The organism is Algoriphagus kandeliae (assembly GCF_004571135.1).
Classification (GTDB): domain Bacteria; phylum Bacteroidota; class Bacteroidia; order Cytophagales; family Cyclobacteriaceae; genus Algoriphagus; species Algoriphagus kandeliae.
In genome coordinates this window covers 100,655-121,841 of sequence record NZ_SPSB01000004.1, presented here as the reverse complement: position 1 = coordinate 121,841, position 21,187 = coordinate 100,655, and the positions used below count along the sequence as shown (strand labels likewise).

Genomic DNA, 21,187 nt, shown 5'->3' with positions numbered 1-21,187 from the left:
AATTAAACTTACTTTTGCCAAAATAGTAAAATTTTACATGGCTACCTACACTACGGAAATTGCCTCAGATAAGTTGGTCAGTGACAATCCCATCCACCAACGATTACTCAAAGCCTATATTGCTGCCAAACCTTGGATCAGTGGAAAATTGCTGGAAATAGGTTGTGGAGAGGGAAGAGGTGTGGAAACTTTACTTCCTTTGGCTGATTCTTACATTGGGATTGATAAGATTGGAGAAGTAATCCAAGATTTAAAAAACAGGTTTCCCGGAGTGGATTTTCGTCAGGCAGTAATTCCCCCTTTCAAGGATTTTGCCGATGATAGCTTTGATACGATTGTGAGCTTTCAGGTAATCGAGCATATTCAGGATGATAGCCTTTTTTTGGAAGAAATTTATAGAATGCTCCGTCCCGGAGGAAAAGCCATTATTTCTACTCCGAACAATACCCATACCCTGTCTAGAAACCCTTGGCATGTTCGTGAATATGTGCCTCAGGAATTAATTGACCTATCTGCGGGAATTTTTGATAAGGTGGAGGCAAAAGGAATTGGTGGAAATGAAAAGGTTTGGGCTTATCATGAAGCCAACCGAAAATCCGTGCAAAAGATTATGCGATTTGATTTTTTGGATTTACAACATCGGCTGCCGGCCTGGATTCTTCGAATGCCATATGAAATTTTAAATCGGATGAACCGAAACAAACTTCATCAGCAGCAAGGAGAATCTGTGGTTCAGATTAACCACGAAGATTATCCTTTGGTCGATGATCCTGCAGAGGGTTTGGATTTGTTTTACATTCTTTGGAAGAAATAAAAATCAAAAAAAAGGCTGGAAATTTTCACTTCCAGCCTTTTCAGTTTTTATCGTCTCGGTAGTAAAGTTCCGGATTCTTCCGGTCCAAGTAAGGATTCCATTCTTGTGCGAAGTTCCTCAGCTTTTTCCTCATAGCCCCGCTCTTCCAATAGTGGGATAAAATAGCGGATCATTTCGATCGAAATCATCATATCCCGATCATAATCCCTGTTTTCAGCCAGGTAAAACTCAATCATATCCAAAGATCGCTTGGACACTTTGTCTACGATATCCAAAGCAGTTTCGTCTTCACCTACTTCGAAAAACAAAGGAACCGATTGTCCATTCGATAGGTCATAAGGAATGGCTTCGTCTGGCATGACTTGGAGGTTCTTATTTAAGATTTCAGAGGCTTTATCCAACTCATCCCGGTCCAATAGTGCCATGGCAATACTATTCGCTGTACTTCTATGGTTAGAAGCAAATCTTCGGTATTCCTCATCCAAATAGGCATTTGGATCATCCATTCCACGGAAGGCAAATTTCTCCATGTAATTTTCATATGCCAACTCAGCATTTACCAACTCCTCGCGAATGAAGGAAGGTTTGCGAATAGGAAGAAGTCGATAAGTTAATCCTTCCATGACCACATGATCCTCCAAGTTTAGACCAATAGTAGCCAAAGAGGTATTGTTGAAGTAGATCGGTCGCTCCCAGTTATTGGAAGCTATTAGGTCGATCAACATCATGGTGCCCTTGCTTACATATTGCCCTTTGATCTGAAGATTAATTTGAGGAGCAAAGAGCGGCTCGAATTCGTAAGGGATAATTCCTTTTTGGAATACGGAAGCACTGTCCACTTCTAAGATTAAGTTTCTGGAAGGAACCATATTGATTTCGCTTTTCCCTCCTGTTTGCATCTTCAATAGATTAGAGCCAGAATTCAAAAGCTTCAAATATTCCCTAGCGGAAATCGCATCCAATCCATCTCTTTCCATCACGAATAACACATCATTCGTTCCTTTTTGATAGCGTTCAGGAGCTAAAGAGAATGGAAGTGGTGCAGATTCATTGGCTGGTCGGGTCATTTGATCCACATACCAGTCTGTATCGAAATAGCTGAGTACGATTACCCGAACATCGGTGCGGAAACCTTCCACTTCTTGCACATACCAAAGCGGGAAGGTGTCATTGTCACCTCCGGTGAAAAGGATTGCATTTGGAGCGCAAGATGCCAAGAAATTTCGGGCTGCGTCTACAGAGAAATAACGTCCATGACGATTGTGATCATTCCAGTTTTCGGAAGCCATCAAGCCTGCCACTGGTAATGTTAACAGTGTAGCAATAATTCCTGCAGTGGTTAGATTTTTGGTGAATTTTTGAAGTCCTTGTGCAATCGCCATCACACCTAGTCCAGCCCAAATAGCAAAGGCATAGAAACTACCCACGTAAATGTAATCCCGCTCACGAGGTTCGACAGGAGGAGAGTTCAGGTAAAGCACCAAGACTACTCCCATCATCAGGAATAGCATCAGGTTTACATAGAAAGATTTTGGGTCAACTTTAGCCTGAAAGAAAAGACCGATGATTCCAAGCAAAAGCGGGAGCATCAGATAATTGTTGTGTCCTTTATTTTCTTTGATGTAATCAGGGTACTTATCTGAAAGCGCATCTGTTAAGCCAATCCAAGGAGCGTCAGTAAAATTGCTTTCCCTTCCCGAGAAATTCCACATGAAATATCTCCAGTACATATGTCCAAGCTGATGGCTGAACATAAAGTAAAGGTTGTCTCCGAAAGTAGGATCTTGTCCTTCTCGGAGTCCTAGTTTTTGACGATAAATCCGCTTGTGGTTTTCCTGAGTAGAATAGATACGAGGAAGAATGGTTGTCTTTTCTTTTTCGTAAGTGTTGACAAGTTGGTAGTCTGCGATTTCGTATTTGTCTTTTCCTTTTCTGTAGATTGGATCACCTTCTTCCTGATCCACTAGTTTGGCTGTGAAATACTGTCCATGAAGCAAAGGACGATATCCATATTGCTCCCGCTTCAGGTAGGAAACAAAGCTGATGATATCTTTCGGGCCATTCTCGTTGATAACAGGGTCTTGATTTGCGCGGACCACGATCAGCGTATAGGAACTATAGCCGATAAGGATAAAAATCAAAGACAAAAGAATCGTATTTAACCCTGCTAACTCCTTTCTGTAGGAATAACGGTAAGCTGCATACAAGGCTCCCAAGAAGGCAATGATGAAAAAGATAATTCCTGATCCGAATGGAAGTCCAAGACTATTGACAAAGAAAATCTCGGTAGAACCGGCCAAACTAGGTAAGCCAGGAATGATGATATTATTGATAATAACCAATGCAACTCCCCCTAAAAGGAAAGCTGCTGCTGCTCCTTTGAGGTTTGGATTAGGGTATTTTTTGAAATAATAAATTAAAGCCAAGGCAGGGAGGGTCACCAAATTAAGAAGGTGGACACCAATTGATAAACCAACTAAATAAGCAATGAAAATCATCCATTTATTGGCTTCTTTAGGATCTTGGATGACGTCCCATTTCAAAAATGCCCAAATCACAATTGCAGTGAAAAAGGAGGACATGGCATATACTTCCGCTTCAACTGCAGAAAACCAGAAGCTATCGGAGAAAGTGTAGATTAAAGAACCTACAATACCCGCTCCCAACAAACTGATGGTTTGAGCTTGGGTTTCCTGTCCTGGAAGAATACCGAGAAGCTTTCTTCCAAAAAGGGTGATAGACCAAAACAAAAATAAAATGGTCAGACCTGAGAAAACCGCTGAACCCACGTTCATCCAATAGGCTATTTCCAGTTCATTGCCAAAGGCCAAGAAACTGAACATACGGTAGACCAATAAAAAGAAAGGTGCACCGGGAGGGTGAGGTACCTGTAATTTGTAGGAAACGGCTATAAATTCTCCTGGGTCCCAAAAACTGGCTGTTTCTTCAACAGTAAGGATGTATACTAGCGTTGCTATCACAAACATCACCCAGCCGGTGATGTTATTGAGTTGCTTAAAATTGGGCATCAATACGATAATTTTTGACGGACGAAAATAGGAAATTTATTCCCAAGTGGTGGATTTTTAGCACTTTTTAAAATTTGGAAAAATGCGTTCTTGTGATAAATATTACTGATTGAGCCGATTGTCGGCCTCTATATTTGTTGCATCATTAAAATTTGCAGACAATGAGTGCACAGCCAAAAACCTTTCAGGAATTGATCAATGGGGAGACCCCGGTGTTAGTAGATTTCTTTGCTACTTGGTGTGGCCCTTGCAAAATGATGCAGCCGATTCTGGAAGATACGGCAAGACAAGTGGGTGATCGACTGAAAATCGTGAAAGTAGATGTGGATCGTAACCCACTAGCTGCTTCAACTTTCCAGGTTCGTGGGGTTCCTACTTTGGTTCTTTTCCAAAAGGGAAAAATCCTTTGGAGAGAGTCAGGAGTAGTGCCTGCTCATCACTTGGTGAAGGTCATTGAATCACATTTGGGGGTAAATGCTTGATCCCGAAGTGACAAAAGTCATTTAAGACCCTAAATTCCATATCTAAATTTGAAATATTATTTGATAGAAACTAAATAAACATAACCTATGAAGATCGAACAAATTTATACCGGATGTTTGGCTCAGGGAGCCTACTACATCGAGTCTGATGGCGAGGCCGCAGTGATTGACCCTTTGAGAGAAGTTCAGCCATATATCGAAAAAGCTGAGCGTAGAGGAGATAAAATCAAATATGTATTGGAAACTCACTTCCATGCAGACTTTGTATCCGGACATAAAGATTTAGCTGCTAAAACTGGAGCAAAAATCGTTTATGGTCCTACCGGTATGAAAATGGGATTTGATGCCATTATCGCTGAGGATGGACAAGTTTTCGAATTGGGTAAGGCAAAAATCAAAGTGATTCACACCCCAGGTCATACAATGGAGTCTGTTTGCTACTTGTTGATCAACGAGGAAGGAAAAGAAGAGGCTTTGTTTACTGGTGATACTTTGTTTATCGGTGACGTAGGCCGACCTGATTTGGCTCAAAAAGTAGTAAAAGACTTGACTCAGGAGAAATTGGCAGCTCATCTGTACGATTCTCTTCGAAACAAGATCATGCCTCTTCCAGATGATTTGATTGTATATCCAGCTCACGGAGCAGGTTCTGCTTGTGGTAAAAACATGAGTAAGGAAACTTCCGATACCTTAGGTAATCAGAAGAAAACCAACTATGCGCTTCAGGATATGACCAAGGAAGAGTTTATCAAAGAAGTATTGACTGGTTTGACTCCTCCTCCTGCTTATTTCCCTCAAAACGTAATGATGAATATCCAAGGATATGACAGCATTGACGAGGTATTGGAAAGAGGTATTAGACCTTTGTCTCCTGCAGAATTTGAAGCTGCAGCCAATGAAACTGGAGCGATGATTTTGGATACAAGAGACGCTCAGGTATTCGCAAAAGGTTTTATCCCTAATTCAATTAACATCGGAATTGACGGAAGCTTTGCAGTATGGGTAGGAGCGATGATTCCAGACCTGAAGCAAGAAATCTTGATCGTAGCTGAGGAAGGCCGTGAGGAAGAAGTGGTAACTCGATTAGCTCGAGTGGGATATGACTTTTCCATTGGTTACATCAAAGGTGGATTCAAAGCTTGGAAAGAAAGCGGACATGAAGTTGATTCTATCACTTCTATCACAGTAGATGAATTAGCGAAAATTCAAGAAGGAGATCCAAGCATTCATATTCTAGATGTAAGAAAGAATTCTGAATTCTTGTCAGAACATGTGATCGGAGCTGAAAATGCACCGTTGGATTACATCAATGACTCCATGTTAAAAGTAAAAAAGGATGAGACTTACTACGTGCATTGTGCAGGTGGTTACAGATCCATGATCTTTAACTCAATTTTGAGAGCGAGAGGATATGATAATCTCATCGACGTTGCTGGTGGATTCACAGCAATCAAAGAATCGGGCAAATTCAAAGTTTCTGATTATGTGTGCCCGACCACCCTACTATAATGAATCCTGTAGAAAAGTTGCTTTAAGAAAATGGCAGGCCGGTAGGCTTGCCATTTTTAGTATAAACCCATCAGATGTGATCAAAGTCACAATTCTAACATGAAAATGAAACGCAATTTTGTTTTCCTTTTGGTGGTCTTAGGTCTAATGGCTGTTAATGCTCAAAATTTATTTGCGCAGCATGGTCATGAAACCAAAGAAGAGCCTACACAAGAACGTCTCTTTGGGAAAGTTCTGGAAAGTGGTTCTTTTGAATTCCATCTTCGTTCTTTCTTTATGGCGACAGTGAATCAGGGAGACCTGATGGATTATAGTACCTGGGGAACGGGTGCAGGGCTTGGATATTTCAGTCCTCGATGGAAAGGATTTGGAGTTGGGTTTAGCGGATTCTTTGTTTTCAGGCATTATGAAAATAACATCCAAAAGAAAGATCCGATTACCGGGGTTGGTAACAGATATGAAATTACCCTTTATGATGTTCATCACCCGGCAAATCATAAGGATATGGATCGATTAGAAGAGCTATTCATTTCATATCAAAAAGAAGATCTTTCGATTTGGGCTGGAAGACATCATTTCGAAAGTCCGCTTTTGAATGCTTCTGATAACCGCATGCGTCCAAACCTTTTCAGTGGAATTTCCATTGATTATACGCCAAGTAATTTTCATTTCAATGGTGCTTGGTTTACCCATGTGATTTCCAGAGGGTCATTGGAGTGGTTACCTGTTGAGGAATCATTTGGATTTTATAATACAGGTAGAAATCCTCTAGGCGAAGATGAAAGTTATAAGCATCACGTAGAATCGAAGGGGATTGGGATTGTTGGAGTGGAATACTTGAAAGATGATCTTCACATCCAATCTTGGAATTACCTTGCTGAGGGAGTATTTGGGATTTCTTTTCTTCAGGCTACCGGTACTGCTAAATGGGGCGGAAAAGTAGATGGAGTATGGGGAGCCCAGGGTTTTGCTCAAACGGCTATAGGAGATGGAGGAAATCATGATCCTGCAAAAGCTTATATCCTTCCTGGGGAGAAATCCTATGGAATAGGCTTTCGAGCAGGTATTAAATGGCCACACGCCTTGTTGACTGCCAACTATTTGGGAGTTTCTAATCATGGCAGGTTCTTGTTTCCAAGAGAGTGGGGAAGAGAGCAGTTTTTCGTCAGTCTTCAGCGCGAGCGATTTGAAGGACTTGGTGGAGGAAGCTCATTTATGATCCAATACGACCACACCTTTATACATGATAAATTAAAGGTCAGTTTTGGAGCTTCTCATACTGATACTGCAGATTTTGAAGATGTCAGATTAAACAAATACGGTATTCCAAACTATTACCACTTTAGTGGGTTGGTGGATTACCGCTTTGATGGGTTCTTTAAAGGATTAGATTTGCAATTGTTGGTAGTTGGGAAAAAACAATATGCCAACCAAGTGACTCCGATAGAGTATGTGATCAATCGGGTGAATATGGTAAACACATCAATTATCTTGGATTATAGATTTTAAAAATAGAATAAACAATAAGTAAAAACAGATGAATCAATTTATGGAATGGATTACACAACCTTGGCCTTGGTACGTAGCAGGTCCGCTTATCGGATTGACAGTGCCAGCGCTATTGATTTTGGGGAATAAAACCTTCGGGATATCTTCCTCCTTGCGACATGTTTGTGCAATATGTGTGCCTTCAGGTATTCCTTTCTTTACCTACAACTGGAAGAAGGAAATTTGGAATCTTTTGTTTGTCCTAGGAATTTTAATTGGTGGTTTTGTGGCTACTAATTTCCTAGCAAACCCGGATTCTATCATTGTATCAGAGGCAACACAGGCGGATTTGAAAGCTTTGGGTGTGACAGATTTTGGCAACCTTCTTCCTGCTGATATTTTCTCTTGGGAAAACCTCTTTACTGCAAAAGGCTTGTTGTTCTTTGTTGTTGGAGGATTTTTGGTTGGTTTCGGTACCCGCTATGCTGGAGGTTGTACATCAGGCCATGCTATCATGGGAATCAGCTCTCTTCAGTGGCAGTCTGTATTGGCGACTACATTCTTTATGATTGGTGGTTTCCTAATGACCCACGTTTTACTTGAGCCATTAATGAAATTAGTAGGATTTTAAAATTTAGAAGAAATGAAAGTAGCAGAAAAAGAAAACCCTTCAAAGAACATATCCTACACCACTCTTGACAAAAAGCCATACGAAGAGAAAGGCTTCGAATTACTTAAATACCTCATTTTGGGGGTGTTGTTCGGAATTGTTTTTGTCAAAGCTGAGATTATTTCTTGGTTTAGAATTCAGGAAATGTTTAGACTACAATCCTTCCATATGTATGGAGTGATTGGCTCGGCGGTAATTACCGGGATTATATCGATCCAAATCATTAAGCGCTTTAATATCAAGACGATTCACGGAGATACGATCAATATTCCTAAAAAGGAGTTTCGAAAGGGACAAATTATTGGTGGATTTATCTTTGGTTTGGGATGGGCATTGACTGGAGCATGTCCAGGTCCTTTGTTTGCCCAAATCGGTGGTGGCTATACCGTGATTTTGGTGACCTTGATTTCTGCCCTTGCAGGAACATGGGTTTATGGTCGATTCGCAAATAAATTACCGAATTAACACACAAATATTCAAGAGAGCCGCTGTTTGAAAAATCAGCGGCTTTTTTTGTTAGCCTCGGAAAATCAACGAGATAAGTTTTGAAATAGAGAACATTAAAAATTTTCGAGAAAAATCGAGTTGAAAAAAGTCCAAAAGCCTTTTGCAAAATTCAGAATCGTCTTACTTTTGCAAACCGAAACGGAGAAAGTTCGAATCGGAAAATAGAGGAGTGGCAGAGTGGTCGATTGCGGCGGTCTTGAAAACCGTTGTACCGAGAGGTACCGGGGGTTCGAATCCCTCCTCCTCTGCAAAACAAAAGAGCCTGATGTTTTTCATCAGGCTCTTTTGTTTATCTATCATTAATGTTTTTCAAGGTTTACGATCATTCCTCATCGTAATCAATCTCCGTATACTTTTCTTCGGCGATTCGTTTTTTCTTTTCATCCATTAAGTCCAAAGTCACATTAATCTCAAAGGAGATCAATACAATCAGAGAGGTGATGTAAAGCCATAGCATCAAACCGATAAGGGTACCGATAGATCCATATAGTTTGTTGTAGCTTGCAAAATTGGTTAAGTAGTAAGTAAACACATAAAAGGTAAGTGTAATCAACAGGCCGGCTACATTGGAACCCACAGAGAAAAAATGCCACTTATCGTGCACGGCAGGAGCATTTCTAAAAATGAAAGCTGAGGTGAAGTAAAATACCATCAGTAAAACCAAGAACTTCAGGGCATTAAAGAGAAAAATCAAAAAACTGGAATTGAAAAGGTGGGTGTTTTCAACGCGCTGAATAGCAATGGTTCCGAAAATCATGATCGTACTTGCCGCACAAATAGTCAAAACCAGAATAAAAACAATGGAAACAGCTATCAAACGGCTTTTGAAAAAACCTCTACTTTCTTTTGTTTGATACACCGAGTTGAAAGAACTCATCATGGAAACAACTCCTTGGGTGGAGGCAAAAAGGGCGAAGAAGAAACCAAAAGACAAAAGGCTTTGCCGAGGTTTGGAAACAATATCCATGATTGTTCCCTCCATTTCCAAGTAAATTTCCATTGGAAGAATTTCCCGAACAAAATTCAAAATATTCTCTGTGGTGACTACTGGAAAGAAGTCTTGGATATAAGGAATAAGATTTAGCAAAAAGAGAAGAAGAGGAAATAAGGCAATAATAAAACTGAATGCCATCGACCCAGCTCGCTCGTTTATATCATCTTTCTGCAGTTGTTGGATGAAAAGCTTGGATGTGTCGTAGAGGTTTTTGTCCGGATTGCCAAAGTGGAATTTACGCAATCGCAGAAGCTGTTGGTGAATTCTATCCTCTATTTTTCGAATGTGCTTTTTGACCACAGATTCTAATTATTGAAAAAAAGGTTTCAATAAAGCTAATAAATTCTGTGGGGGTCTGGTAGGTTGGTGGTTTTCTTTTTTCAAAAATGCCAAAACCGTCCAGCCTTCCGTGATTAATTCTCCCAATTCATTGAATACCTCATATTCAAACCTGATTTTCACACCGGGAAGAGTAGGGATTTTGGTTCGAATGGTGAGTTTTTCATCGTATTTACCTGGTTTCAAATACCGAAAATGACTTTCCAATACTGGCATCATCACACCTTCCTCTTCCATTTTTGCATAGGAAAACCCAATCTGTCGCATGGCTTCGACTCTACCTACTTCAAAATACATGGCATAATTACCATAGTAGACATAACTCATTTGATCGGTCTCCGCATAGCGAACGCGTATTTGGGTGTCTGCTTGATACATTATTGGAAAATTTTAGCTCGGTTCAATGCCGCTTGATAGCGTCTTGCATTAGCATTGTGCTGTGCCAAATTAGTAGCAAAAACGTGGTAACCAGAAAAATCCTCTTTGGCACAGAAGTATAAGTAATTGTGCTTTTCGGCATTCAATACGGCATCCAATGCAGTAATATCCGGTAAATTAATTGGTCCGGGAGGAAGTCCGGGATACATGTAGGTATTGTAAGGACTATCTGTCTCCTTATGGACATTTAAAACCCTCTTTATGCTGAAATCACCTAAGGCGAAGATTAAGGTTGGGTCAGCCTGTAATGGCATATTCAAACGAAGTCGATTTAAATAAACTCCCGCAATCCGGTCGCGCTCATCATTTTTTTGACTTTCGGCCTGCACAATGCTAGCAAGCGTGATAACTTCTTTTTGAGTCAATCCCAAAGCCTTTGCTTTTTCTTTTCGCTCATCTGTCCAAAAGGCTTGATATTCTCGATACATGCGGTCAAAAAGTGCGTCGGGGCTAGTATTCCACCAAACTTCGTAGGTATTTGGAATAAACATTCCCATGATACTTTCTTCCTCAAAATCAAATTTTCGGATATATACAGAATCCTGAATTAGGGTTAAAAATTGCTCCGGTTCCATTTCTAGATTAGCAGTAATTTTTTCTGCCAAATCTTCTTTGGTTCGGACATTATTGAATGTGATCCGGACAGGTGTTTGATCTCCTGAGCGAAGCAACCTTACCAATTCAAGGTTAGTCATTCCTGGTCGAATACTGTACAATCCAGGTTTGACCAATTCCTGATAGTCCAAAACCTTGGCTACAAAACCAAAACTGATAGGATCATTGACGATTTTTTCTTCGAAAAGCTTATTAGCAACGTATTTGTAATTGGCGTTGCTAGGAATCCGAAAAGCAATAGGATCTCGATTTTCACTTTCTACCAATACATTCGGACTGAAAAAAACCTGATAGAAATAAAAGGTCATCGAAATCCCCAAAACCGAGAAAGTGATAATCAGGATTAGTAAAAGTTTTTTCTTTTTGTCTGTGAGCATGATGGCAAAAATAGGAAAAGGTCTTCGTTTATCATTTAGGCAACCTAAATGAAGGAAGAAAAGTTGATATAGCGTTGTTTGGTAATATCTTTAGTTTTAATATTTTTATTTCGTAATAATTTAATTCTCCCGCTATGCGCAAGTTATTTTTCTTCTTTTTTTTGGTCCTGTTTGGATGTGAAAAAACTAAAACTCCGCAGGACGTTTGGACTGATACTAATTCGAAAATTCTTGAAAGTGATCGAATATCCTACGAAATGAAAATGATTTGGGAGGATCCAAACTTTCATGAATTTGACACCTCTTTTTATTCTTTCTTTTCAGAAAAATATCCTAATGATTTTTTTCCATACAATTATATCGGTACCACTGAAAATCGATCTTTTTCATACATTTCCAATGAGCTCAAATCTATTGACCATGATAAAAAAACAGTCGAGATAATTCTTTACGAACAATTTCCAATGGATTTTGAATACAGTGCTTCTCAGAATACCTACTTGAGTTTTTCGCCTATAGGTCTGCTTCAAAAAGAAGATTGGACCTATGTATTGGATACTGTCGTGGACAATAAAGTTTTCATGGATTTCATGCGAATTGAAATGGATACTACAGTGGATTCAAAGCATGTCCTTCTTCAGCAACATCTTTTTATAAACCCTTCTAATTCACTTCCAGAATGGTATAGTAGAAGACTGTACCACGATGGAAGGAGGAATCAGTTAATTGAGGTTTATTTTTCCAATTACAATTTTAATCTCCAAGATGGACTATTTGATCAACAGGTTCCAAAGGACTATATCTCGAATCTTTACGGCCAAAAAGAAATTTCGATGAAAGCCTTAGAGAAAGGGATGAAGGCTCCCGATTTTGAACTTTATAATTTGGAAGGGGAAAAAGTAAGACTTTCTGATTTTCGGGGAAAAAAGATATTTCTTGATTTTTCAATGATCAACTGTGGTTGGTGTAAAATCGCCTTGGAAAAGATGAATCAACCCGATTTTGCCTTTGCTGAAAATATGGTTCCTTTCTATGTAAATCCTGTTGATAATCCTGATAGGCTCAAAAAATATAATGAGATTGTATCTATACCTTTTCCAGTATTGATTGATGCAGAAGAGGTTGGGAAAGACTATGGAGTCGGAGGGTATCCTACCTTCTTTATCATTGATGAAAATGGAATAATTGAACTTTCCCAGGTAGGATATTCGGATTCTTTAATGATCCAATTGAATAAGTTTAAAGGGGAAAACACAAAACCATGATAATTCCCGTTACCTGCGCAATAATTATTCAGGATCAAAAAGTTCTAGCAGTTAGGCGTTCCAAATCCATGCCTTTGGCTGGTTTTTGGGAATTTCCGGGAGGAAAAATAGAAGAGGGGGAGAGTCCTGCATCTTGCATCATCAGAGAAATAAAAGAGGAACTGGGGATTGAAATTAAACTTGGCGAAATATTGCCGGCATCTGACCATGCCTATTCCCAAGAGAAAGTGATACGCTTGATTCCATTTTCAGCGATAATTCATTCAGGAGAAATCAAACTTTATGAGCATGATCAGTTGTCTTGGCTAGGTGCAAACGAACTTTTTGAAGTAACTTGGGCACCTGCTGATATCCCCATTGTTTCCTATTTGAAGGAACATTGGATATCCATTGTCAATGGAATAAAATGAATTGAGATATGTCTGCCGAGTTTATCAAATTATATGAGGAAAATCCCGATCCAAAAAGAATCAGGCATATAGCCGAGGTGTTGCGAAACGGTGGGGTGGTCATTTATCCGACCGATACGGTTTATGGGATAGGATGTGATATTACCAATCAGCGGGCAGTAGAGCGAATCGCCAAGATTAAAGGAGTAAACCCGAAAAAACATAATTTTTCATTCATCTGTGCAGACCTAAGCGATATCGCTCAATACACACGAGTAATTGATAAACCAGTCTTCAAAATGATGAAAAAGGCCTTTCCCGGCCCATTTACTTTTATTTTGGAGGCAAGTTCCCATGTACCGAAAATCATGCAGATGAATAAGAAAACGGTAGGAATTCGTGTGCCAGATCATAATGTTCCCCGGATGTTGGTGGAGGAACTAGGTCAGCCCATTTTGACGACTTCCATCCATGATGAGGACGATGTGATTGAGTATAGTACGGATCCGGAGTTGATTTTTGAGAAGTATCAAAACTTGGTGGATGTGGTCATTGATGGTGGTTATGGACAAAATGTTGCTTCCACTATTTTGGATTGTACCGGTCCGGAGGTTGAAGTTTTGAGACAGGGATTGGGAGATTTGGAAGATATTATTTGATGTTGGTATCGGATGAAATCTATCATATCTGACCTATTTTATTTCCCCAATCTCGAATATTTCTGTTCCCTAATTGGAGTTGATACACTTTATTTAAATCCGCGGGATCATTATAAAAGAAAGTCTTATTTCAACCGAACTCAGATTCGCTTAGCAAATAAAGTGGAGACACTTTCTGTTCCTATTGTGGGTAGGCGACCCAATATCCCATTAGGAAAGATTGAGATTGATTATAATCAGAAATGGCAAAAAGTTCACCTCCGTGGAATCCAAAGTGCCTATGGGAAAACTCCTTTTTTTGAATATTTCTTTCCCTACATCGAAGATATATTTGAGCGAAAACCACAATTTCTTTGGGATTTAAACAAGCAATCGCTGACAATCTGTCTTAAGTTGCTTCAGCTTCCTGTCAATTTGGAAATATTACCCGAAGACTTGGTTTTTACTGATTTGGAGGACCAAAGGGGGCTAATTACACCCTCAGGGCATTTTTCGGACCGTGGGATTTATCAACCAGTACCTTATACCCAGAATTTTGGCTTAGACTTTGATCCCAACCTCTCAGTTCTGGATTTGTTATTTGCTGAAGGACCGGGTGCCAAACGCATCTTGGAAGAGTCTTTAAAAAAACATTGAACATTCGTTAAAATGATTGTGTTTTTAAAACAAATTCGGTAACATACGTACAGTATTTATAATTATTCAGAAAGGAATTAAATGGAAGCAAAATTTTCGAACAGAGTCAAGGAGGTGATCTCTCTCAGTCGTGAAGAAGCGCTTCGCTTAGGTCACGATTATATTGGTACTGAGCACCTCTTGCTGGGGATGATTCGTGAAGGCGAAGGGGTAGCTGTTTCCATTCTAAAGAAGCTAGGGGTTCCATTGGATGAACTTCGGGCTTCGATTGAGCGGGCAGTTCGTGGTACTGCCAACCACAATGTGAAAAATATGGCTAATATTCCACTGACTCGTCAGTCGGAAAAAGTATTGAAAATCACTTATCTGGAAGCAAAAATTTTCAAAAGCCAATTGATTGGCACTGAGCACTTATTGCTTTCCATCTTGAGAGACGAGGAAAATATCGCTACTCAGATACTTAATAAGTTCGATATCAATTACGATACAATTAAAGATATGCTTGAAATGCAGTCCGATCCGGGTGTAGCTCCACGCTCTAGAGCGGAAGCAGACGATGCGGATGATGACGGCTCCAAGCTTTTCGGTCCTTCCGGTGGAGGTTCCAGTTCTTCGAAGTCAGGAAGTGAGAAATCACGAACGCCAGTATTGGATAATTTTGGTCGGGACTTGACCAAAATGGCCGAGGAAGACAAATTGGATCCAATTATCGGACGGGAAAAGGAAATCGAACGAGTAGCGCAGATCCTTTCTCGAAGAAAGAAAAACAATCCAATTCTTATCGGTGAGCCTGGTGTTGGTAAAACTGCCATCGCTGAGGGTTTGGCACTTCGTATCGTTCAGAAAAAAGTATCCCGAGTTCTCTTCAATAAGCGGGTTGTTACTTTGGATTTAGCTTCACTAGTGGCTGGAACCAAGTACCGTGGCCAATTCGAAGAGCGAATGAAGGCGGTCATGAATGAATTGGAAAAATCACCAAATGTGATCCTTTTCATTGATGAGCTTCACACCATTGTAGGTGCTGGGGGAGCTTCAGGGTCTTTGGATGCATCCAACATGTTTAAGCCAGCTTTGGCGAGAGGAGAAATCCAATGTATCGGTGCGACTACACTAGATGAATACCGTCAGTACATCGAGAAGGATGGAGCTTTGGCTCGTCGTTTCCAAATGGTAATGGTTGACGCAACCACACCTGAAGAAACAATCCAAATCCTCAATAATATCAAGGATAAGTATGAGGATCATCACAATGTAAATTATACAGATGAAGCAATCGAGGCTTGTGTAAAGCTCTCGGACCGATATATTTCCGATCGATTCTTGCCAGACAAGGCAATTGATATCCTAGACGAAGCGGGTGCTCGCGTGCATATCAACAACATTCATGTTCCAGAAGAAATTTTGAAACTGGAGGCTGAAGTTGAGGAGATCAAAGCAGAGAAAAACCGTGTAGTTAAATCTCAGAAATACGAAGAGGCTGCTCAGCTTCGGGATAAGGAGAAGAAATTGCTTGAGCAATTGGATTTGGCAAAAGCCCGATGGGAAGAAGAGTCCAAGACTAAGCGATTCACAGTTGACGAGGATAATGTCGCTGAGGTTATCGCAATGATGACTGGAATACCTGCTAAGCGTATCGCTCAAAATGAGGGCAATAAATTGCTCAATATGGGTGAGGAGCTTAAGGGAAAAGTTATTGGTCAGGATGAGGCTATCAAGAAATTAACTAAGGCGATTCAGCGTACCCGAGTGGGCTTGAAAGATCCTAAAAAACCAATCGGTTCCTTTATTTTCTTGGGACCTACCGGTGTCGGAAAGACTGAATTAGCAAAAACCTTGGCTACCTATCTCTTTGACAAGGAAGATTCCTTGATTCGAATTGACATGTCAGAGTATATGGAGAAATTCTCTGTTTCCCGATTGGTGGGAGCGCCTCCAGGATATGTTGGATATGAAGAAGGTGGTCAATTGACCGAAAAGGTGAGAAGAAAGCCTTATTCCGTGGTCTTGCTTGATGAGATTGAAAAGGCTCACCCTGATGTATTTAATATTCTGTTGCAAGTATTGGATGATGGAATTCTTACCGATGGATTAGGTCGTCGAGTTGATTTCCGAAATACTATCATCATCATGACTTCCAATATCGGGGTTCGTGATTTGAAGGATTTTGGTGCAGGAATAGGTTTTGCTAACAAAGCGAAACAGGATAACATGGACGAAATCATGAAGTCTACGATTCAGTCTGCGTTAAAAAAGGCATTCAGCCCAGAATTCTTGAATCGTCTAGATGATGTGGTTGTCTTCAATTCTTTGTCGAAAGAGGATATCTTCAAGATCATCGATATTTCATTGGCGAAGTTATTCCATAGAATCACTGATTTGGGATACAAGATCGAGTTAACCGAGAAGGCAAAAGAATTCTTGTCCGAAAAAGGATATGATCAGCAATATGGAGCTCGTCCGCTAAACCGTGCAATTCAAAAGTATTTGGAAGATGCGGTTGCCGAAGAAATCCTGAAGGGGGATCTGTCCGAAGGTGATATAATTACAGCAGATTATGATGGGAAATCTCCGGAATTGACTATCACGGTGAAAAAGAAGAAAGAAAAAGCAGAAGAGTAATTCGATCTGCCACAAAATATAAATCCCAAGGTTTAAGCCTTGGGATTTTTTGTTTTAGTACGTTTTGAATTAAAGAGAGAAAATGAAGAAAACTAAGGCAATACCTAAGACCAAAGTCATTACTTTGGCTTTTTCCAAGTCTTCCTTTTTTACTTTTCGTTTTCGGAGAACCATCACAGAAAGTCCCAACCCAAACATTTGGAGTAATAATGAGATTCCATTCAAAGGTCCCATTGGAGCCTGAACCAGTTGGAATTGACTGTTGAAAATCGACAGGGTTCCAAGTAGGATTCCAGTGATTCCGAAAAGAAAAGATCGTTGTAAAAGTACGCCTTCAGGCAAATCGGTCCATTTCATAAGGTAAAATTGGGGTTTGGCGAAGATAGGAATTCCTTTGGATACAGAAGGATCCTATTTTTTAATCATTTTCTTTTTTCGATCGGAAAAATATTTCTCGATTTCTTCACAGGACAGTGCATTGAGGGTCATTTCTTTGGTTAGCCCACCTTTTCTTCCGACTAAAACACCGTATTTCATATCTCCATATCCAGCTACTTCGTGCGCATCGGGATTGATGGATAACATGACTCCTTGGTCCATTGCATAGCGGACCCATCTCCAGTCCAAATCAAGTCGCCAAGGATTAGCGTTTATCTCAATCACAACCTGATGTTTGGCGCAAGCATCAATGATGGTTTTGTGGTCGATGGGATAGCCTTCTCTTCGAAGCAGAAGCCTTCCGGTAGGATGTCCAAGGATAGTGGTATAGGGATTTTCAATAGCCGTGAGCAATCTTCTAGTCGCTCTCTTGATGTCCATGTTTAAAATGGAATGAACGGAAGAAACCACAAAATCGAATGTCTGCAAAATATCTTCCGGATAATCCAAACTGCCATCCCCTAAAATATCCGATTCGATTCCTTTGAATATTTTGAATGGGGCGAGTTCCTGATTTAGTTGATCAATTTCTTCCTGTTGTTTGATCACTCTTTCGGTTTCCAATCCTCCTGCATAACTGGCAGTTCGTGAATGATCGGAGATGCCTAAATATTCATACCCCATTTCTTTGCATTGCTCAGCCATTTGCCGCAGACTGTTTTTACCGTCGCTGTAGGTAGAGTGGTTGTGCAGGATTCCTTTCAGGTCACTCTCCTCCAATAAAGTCGGGATCTTATGCTCCTTTGCTAATTCTACTTCTCCAAATCCTTCTCTCATCTCAACAGGAATGAATTGAAGGTGATGCTTAGAGAAAAACTCCTTTTCGTCTTTAAAACCATTCACTCGAAGAGCATCAGCAATAGTAGTTTTGGAATCAATTTGACTTTGAAGGTGCTGAGGACTCGCAGAAAGTGCGTAGGATTTAATGGGAAATTCTTCAGGACTCGTAAAATAAATAGTGAATTGTAGGTCCCAGTCCTTTATTTTTCCTCTCAGAGTAAAGGGGCCAGAAAGGGATTTATCGACTTCGAAGTCCTTAAGTTTTGCCAGTTTATGCTGAATTTTTGGGATATCCTTAGTGGCGATTAACCATTCGGCTTGAGAAATGATTTCCATTTTCCGTGCAAACTCACCGACTGGAGCAATCAAGGAATGCGAAAATTCATCTTTTAATTTTTCTGTTAGCTCATTTATGTATTCCTCAATGTCAGCATAGAGCCACTTCCCGGCATTGGAGGCTTTAAATTCCAAATTTTGGATGATGGTTTCCTGGGTTTTCTCACCAAACCCTTTGATTTTGGCTACTTTTCCGCTTTGGCAGGCCTCCATCAATTCATGGGTGGAAGTAATGCCCAATTCCTCCCAAAGGGTTTTTACTTTTTTCGGGCCAAGGCCTTTTATTTGGAGAACTTCCAGAATTCCTTGTGGGGTTTTGTCAATCAAATCACCCAAAAGAGGAAAGGATTCGGTGGATTTCAAAGACTGAATCGCCTCCAAAATGCTCTTTCCTACCCCGGGGATTTTTCCTAATTCTTCATCACTAAGCTCCATGATGTCCGCATCACCCCGCTCTAGAGAGTTGAGTGCTGACTGATAACTTCTGATTTTAAAGGTATTTTCATCGTGAAGCTCCATTAACTGGATGCAGAGCTTGAGTTTTTTGAGAATAGTTTTATGGTCCAAAACAAGGAAGGTTTAATTACGTCTACTTAGACAAATGTCCAAAAATATTGTTTCAAATTAAAGTTGAATCGGGTATCTTCAAAAGAATGGCTTAAGTCTACGTAGGAGTATAATTTTAAGCCATGGGAAAAAAATAAATGGAATTAGAATCCTTCAATTTGTGTTTGGAAATTATACCAAAACTAAACCATTGAATTAGGTTATGAATTATTGGATGGTAAAAAGTGAACCAAATTCCTACTCTTGGGATGACTTTGAAAAAGCTCAGGAAGATATCTGGGATGGGGTTAGAAATTATCAAGCTCGGAATTACCTGAATGAAATGCAGGTCGGGGATCAGGTGCTATTTTATCACAGCGGAAAGGAAAAAGCAGTGGTAGGGATTGCCGAAGTTTCTTCAGCTCCACTTCCTGACCCAAAAGATGAAGCTTGGACAGCCGTAATGCTGAAATTTAATCGGCCTCTAGCCAATCCGGTTACCCTAGCTCAAATAAAAGCAGAGGATAGGCTTTCGGATTTACCCATGCTTAAACAATCCCGGCTTTCTGTTCTACCTGTTGGAAAGGATGAGTTTGAATTGATAGTGAAAATGTCTTTATGAGAAAAGCGATTGCGATTTGCTTACTGCTATTTTTTGGAATACCTGCATTTTCGCAGGTTGAATTTGAATCCCGTTTTGAAATCGAATCAGATTATTTTGACCCCCATTTTGAAATGGTTCGGTATGGGGAAAATCTTGTTGCTTTTCGGACACTTGCGAAGCGTGCTTTTTCTGTAGACCGGATTTTTCAATATATCATCTTTGATGCAGCACTGAACACTGAAAAAGGCCTGATCGAACTTCCTGTACAGCCAGGTTATGATCTAATTGGCTATGATTTGGATGGAGATTTCTTGTATGCCCTTTTTCAGCGAGGAACGGGGATTTCAGGTGAAAAATATGTCCTTAAGATTGATTTGGTAGGCTTGGATGCCTTTGAATACTCCGTAGAGAACTTGCTTGATTTAGAGCTTGCGGAATTTTTGGTTCAAAATAATCGGGTCATTTTCATGGGGTCAGCCAATATGCGTCCTGTAGTTCAGGTATATGGTTTAGACGACAAAACAATTCATACCGTCCAAGGGGTATATGGAAATGATACCCAGATTCTTCAGATTCGAAAAATGCCTGAAATAGAAGCCTTTGAGGTTGTTTTGAGTAGAAAGGGTCAATACCGGGATAAGGAGGTCATCCTGAATACTTATGATTTGCTTGGGAATCTTCTTCGGGAGATCAGAATCGATCAATTTGGCGATGAAGATCAAGAAATTATTGAAGCTTTGGTGGTTCAGGAGGACCTATACAGAAAGGCTATGATTGGTTCTTTTGGCTTGGCAAGGAGGGATTCTTATTTAGGAATGTACCGAACCGAAATCAATGAATTTGGAGAATATGATACAAGGCTGTATACGCTGGAAGATTTCCCCAATTTTTTCAATTACCTCGATGAAAAAGGAAAGGCAAAAAAGGATGCCGAAGTACTCAAACAAGTAGATCGGGATAAAATTCCAAGTATTAGAAATGTGTATTCGATTCGGGAAGTTAGGCAAGAGTCAGATGGCTTGTATGTGTTTTTCGATCATTACAATATCATCAATTCCCGTGGAATCAATCGCGGATGGCCTTTTTCCCCGACAGGCATGTATCGTTATGACCGCTGGAGTAGGATGAATTACTCTCAGGATTATTGGGATCCCATCACGGTACGTCGCTTTAATCAAGGTCCTCTTCAGATTAATACTGAATTCAGTTACATCTCTGCGCACTTTGTCAAATTAGGTGAAGACGGGAGAGTAGTTTGGGATAATTCGGCTACCTATGATGATTTATTGACAGATCTTCCCGAGCCATTTGGTGAAATAGCTATTGTAGGTGATGAATTTTATCATGCCTATGTGCGAAATGATAAAATACGCCTGGCCTATATCAAGAGCGGAGAAAAGAAATTCGATAACATCGATTTTGAGTTGAAGTTGGTCAATGAAAATGAGCGGATTGCGGATACAGATATGACAAGCCTACGATTGGTGTATTGGTATGACCGGTATTTTCTGCTTACCGGAAATCAACGAATTCGCTATCAAAAGGAAAATGGACAGGCGGCTACACGGGAGGTTTATTTCTTTACGAAAGTGATGGTTTCGGGTGACCTCTATCAACCTGAGCAAGTCGAAGACTAGAATTTCTTTTTATATT

At 40.2% G+C, this 21,187-nt stretch carries 19 protein-coding genes and 1 tRNA gene; 14 read left to right on the top strand and 6 right to left on the bottom strand.

Annotation, left to right across the window (positions count from 1 at the left end):
• The first annotated feature begins 37 nt into the window (after window positions 1-37).
• Window positions 38-814, top strand: a complete 777-nt coding sequence (locus E4S40_RS12740; protein WP_135074701.1) for a class I SAM-dependent methyltransferase — start codon at window positions 38-40, stop codon at window positions 812-814.
• A gap of 47 nt (window positions 815-861) precedes the next feature.
• Here E4S40_RS12740 and E4S40_RS12735 read toward each other — a convergent pair whose 3' ends face one another.
• Window positions 862-3,843, bottom strand: a complete 2,982-nt coding sequence (locus E4S40_RS12735; protein WP_135074699.1) for a glycosyltransferase family 117 protein — start codon at window positions 3,841-3,843, stop codon at window positions 862-864.
• 161 nt (window positions 3,844-4,004) lie between these two features.
• On the opposite strand from E4S40_RS12735, the gene trxA reads away from it, so the two are divergent.
• The 6 genes from trxA (at window position 4,005) to E4S40_RS12705 (ending at window position 8,747) form a co-directional block, all read left to right on the top strand.
• Window positions 4,005-4,325 carry a thioredoxin gene (gene trxA, locus E4S40_RS12730; protein ID WP_135074697.1) on the top strand — a complete coding sequence of 107 codons (321 nt, stop codon included), beginning with the start codon at window positions 4,005-4,007 and terminating at the stop codon, window positions 4,323-4,325.
• Window positions 4,326-4,412: 87 nt separating this feature from the next.
• Window positions 4,413-5,834, top strand: coding sequence for an MBL fold metallo-hydrolase (locus tag E4S40_RS12725; protein WP_135074695.1), 1,422 nt, complete (start codon window positions 4,413-4,415; stop codon window positions 5,832-5,834).
• Window positions 5,835-5,939: 105 nt separating this feature from the next.
• Entirely contained in the window at window positions 5,940-7,343 is a 1,404-nt protein-coding gene (locus E4S40_RS12720; protein ID WP_135074693.1) for a hypothetical protein, read from the top strand.
• Window positions 7,344-7,371: 28 nt separating this feature from the next.
• On the top strand, window positions 7,372-7,953 hold the full coding sequence (locus E4S40_RS12715) for a YeeE/YedE family protein (protein ID WP_135074691.1): 582 nt from the start codon (window positions 7,372-7,374) through the stop codon (window positions 7,951-7,953).
• A 12-nt stretch (window positions 7,954-7,965) separates the two neighbouring features.
• Entirely contained in the window at window positions 7,966-8,457 is a 492-nt protein-coding gene (locus E4S40_RS12710; protein WP_135074689.1) for a DUF6691 family protein, read from the top strand.
• Window positions 8,458-8,662: 205 nt separating this feature from the next.
• A tRNA-Ser gene (locus E4S40_RS12705) sits at window positions 8,663-8,747 on the top strand.
• A 74-nt stretch (window positions 8,748-8,821) separates the two neighbouring features.
• Here E4S40_RS12705 and E4S40_RS12700 read toward each other — a convergent pair.
• The 3 genes from E4S40_RS12700 to mltG form a co-directional block, all read right to left on the bottom strand.
• Window positions 8,822-9,736 (bottom strand): YihY/virulence factor BrkB family protein, encoded by a 915-nt coding sequence (locus E4S40_RS12700; protein ID WP_237563192.1) that lies wholly within the window; start codon window positions 9,734-9,736, stop codon window positions 8,822-8,824.
• A 66-nt stretch (window positions 9,737-9,802) separates the two neighbouring features.
• Window positions 9,803-10,210, bottom strand: a complete 408-nt coding sequence (locus E4S40_RS12695) for an acyl-CoA thioesterase (protein WP_135074685.1) — start codon at window positions 10,208-10,210, stop codon at window positions 9,803-9,805.
• Window positions 10,210-11,262 carry an endolytic transglycosylase MltG gene (gene mltG / locus E4S40_RS12690; protein ID WP_135074683.1) on the bottom strand — a complete coding sequence of 351 codons (1,053 nt, stop codon included), beginning with the start codon at window positions 11,260-11,262 and terminating at the stop codon, window positions 10,210-10,212. Before mltG ends, E4S40_RS12695 begins: the two co-directional genes overlap by 1 nt.
• A gap of 134 nt (window positions 11,263-11,396) precedes the next feature.
• Here mltG and E4S40_RS12685 point away from each other — a divergent pair, with 134 nt between their 5' ends.
• The 5 genes from E4S40_RS12685 (at window position 11,397) to E4S40_RS12665 (ending at window position 16,830) form a co-directional block, all read left to right on the top strand.
• Entirely contained in the window at window positions 11,397-12,527 is a 1,131-nt protein-coding gene (locus E4S40_RS12685; protein WP_135074681.1) for a peroxiredoxin family protein, read from the top strand.
• A complete protein-coding gene (locus E4S40_RS12680; RefSeq protein ID WP_135074679.1) occupies window positions 12,524-12,937 on the top strand; it encodes a (deoxy)nucleoside triphosphate pyrophosphohydrolase in 414 nt (137 codons plus the stop codon). The genes E4S40_RS12685 and E4S40_RS12680 overlap by 4 nt, the downstream gene beginning before the upstream one ends.
• Window positions 12,938-12,945: 8 nt before the next feature.
• Window positions 12,946-13,575, top strand: a complete 630-nt coding sequence (locus E4S40_RS12675) for an L-threonylcarbamoyladenylate synthase (protein ID WP_135074677.1) — start codon at window positions 12,946-12,948, stop codon at window positions 13,573-13,575.
• 12 nt (window positions 13,576-13,587) lie between these two features.
• Entirely contained in the window at window positions 13,588-14,211 is a 624-nt protein-coding gene (locus E4S40_RS12670) for a WbqC family protein (RefSeq protein WP_135074675.1), read from the top strand.
• Window positions 14,212-14,292: 81 nt separating this feature from the next.
• A complete protein-coding gene (locus E4S40_RS12665) occupies window positions 14,293-16,830 on the top strand; it encodes an ATP-dependent Clp protease ATP-binding subunit (RefSeq protein ID WP_135074673.1) in 2,538 nt (845 codons plus the stop codon).
• 69 nt (window positions 16,831-16,899) lie between these two features.
• On the opposite strand, the gene E4S40_RS12660 is transcribed toward E4S40_RS12665, so the two are convergent.
• Together E4S40_RS12660 and polX are read right to left on the bottom strand one after the other, a co-directional pair.
• Complete coding sequence (locus E4S40_RS12660; RefSeq protein ID WP_135074671.1) at window positions 16,900-17,187, bottom strand: hypothetical protein; 288 nt, start codon at window positions 17,185-17,187, stop codon at window positions 16,900-16,902.
• A gap of 54 nt (window positions 17,188-17,241) precedes the next feature.
• Window positions 17,242-18,951 (bottom strand): DNA polymerase/3'-5' exonuclease PolX, encoded by a 1,710-nt coding sequence (polX, locus tag E4S40_RS12655; protein WP_135074669.1) that lies wholly within the window; start codon window positions 18,949-18,951, stop codon window positions 17,242-17,244.
• Window positions 18,952-19,153: 202 nt separating this feature from the next.
• Between polX and E4S40_RS12650 the strand changes: the two genes are divergently transcribed.
• Window positions 19,154-19,552: an EVE domain-containing protein gene (locus E4S40_RS12650; RefSeq protein ID WP_135074667.1), complete on the top strand. Its 399-nt coding sequence runs from the start codon at window positions 19,154-19,156 to the stop codon at window positions 19,550-19,552.
• A complete protein-coding gene (locus E4S40_RS12645; RefSeq protein ID WP_135074665.1) occupies window positions 19,549-21,171 on the top strand; it encodes a transcriptional regulator in 1,623 nt (540 codons plus the stop codon). The genes E4S40_RS12650 and E4S40_RS12645 overlap by 4 nt, the downstream gene beginning before the upstream one ends.
• Window positions 21,172-21,187: the final 16 nt, after the last annotated feature.

Excerpts from the sequence above, each read along its gene's own strand:
- E4S40_RS12740 (WP_135074701.1), top strand. The coding sequence starts at position 38 with ATGGCTACCTACACTACGGAAATTGCCTCAGATAAGTTGGTCAGTGAC.
- E4S40_RS12735 (WP_135074699.1), bottom strand. The coding sequence starts at position 3,843 with ATGCCCAATTTTAAGCAACTCAATAACATCACCGGCTGGGTGATGTTT.
- trxA (WP_135074697.1), top strand. The coding sequence starts at position 4,005 with ATGAGTGCACAGCCAAAAACCTTTCAGGAATTGATCAATGGGGAGACC.
- E4S40_RS12725 (WP_135074695.1), top strand. The coding sequence starts at position 4,413 with ATGAAGATCGAACAAATTTATACCGGATGTTTGGCTCAGGGAGCCTAC.
- E4S40_RS12720 (WP_135074693.1), top strand. The coding sequence starts at position 5,940 with ATGAAACGCAATTTTGTTTTCCTTTTGGTGGTCTTAGGTCTAATGGCT.
- E4S40_RS12715 (WP_135074691.1), top strand. The coding sequence starts at position 7,372 with ATGAATCAATTTATGGAATGGATTACACAACCTTGGCCTTGGTACGTA.
- E4S40_RS12710 (WP_135074689.1), top strand. The coding sequence starts at position 7,966 with ATGAAAGTAGCAGAAAAAGAAAACCCTTCAAAGAACATATCCTACACC.
- E4S40_RS12695 (WP_135074685.1), bottom strand. The coding sequence starts at position 10,210 with ATGTATCAAGCAGACACCCAAATACGCGTTCGCTATGCGGAGACCGAT.
- mltG (WP_135074683.1), bottom strand. The coding sequence starts at position 11,262 with ATGCTCACAGACAAAAAGAAAAAACTTTTACTAATCCTGATTATCACT.
- E4S40_RS12685 (WP_135074681.1), top strand. The coding sequence starts at position 11,397 with ATGCGCAAGTTATTTTTCTTCTTTTTTTTGGTCCTGTTTGGATGTGAA.
- E4S40_RS12680 (WP_135074679.1), top strand. The coding sequence starts at position 12,524 with ATGATAATTCCCGTTACCTGCGCAATAATTATTCAGGATCAAAAAGTT.
- E4S40_RS12675 (WP_135074677.1), top strand. The coding sequence starts at position 12,946 with ATGTCTGCCGAGTTTATCAAATTATATGAGGAAAATCCCGATCCAAAA.
- E4S40_RS12670 (WP_135074675.1), top strand. The coding sequence starts at position 13,588 with ATGAAATCTATCATATCTGACCTATTTTATTTCCCCAATCTCGAATAT.
- E4S40_RS12665 (WP_135074673.1), top strand. The coding sequence starts at position 14,293 with ATGGAAGCAAAATTTTCGAACAGAGTCAAGGAGGTGATCTCTCTCAGT.
- E4S40_RS12660 (WP_135074671.1), bottom strand. The coding sequence starts at position 17,187 with ATGAAATGGACCGATTTGCCTGAAGGCGTACTTTTACAACGATCTTTT.
- E4S40_RS12650 (WP_135074667.1), top strand. The coding sequence starts at position 19,154 with ATGAATTATTGGATGGTAAAAAGTGAACCAAATTCCTACTCTTGGGAT.
- E4S40_RS12645 (WP_135074665.1), top strand. The coding sequence starts at position 19,549 with ATGAGAAAAGCGATTGCGATTTGCTTACTGCTATTTTTTGGAATACCT.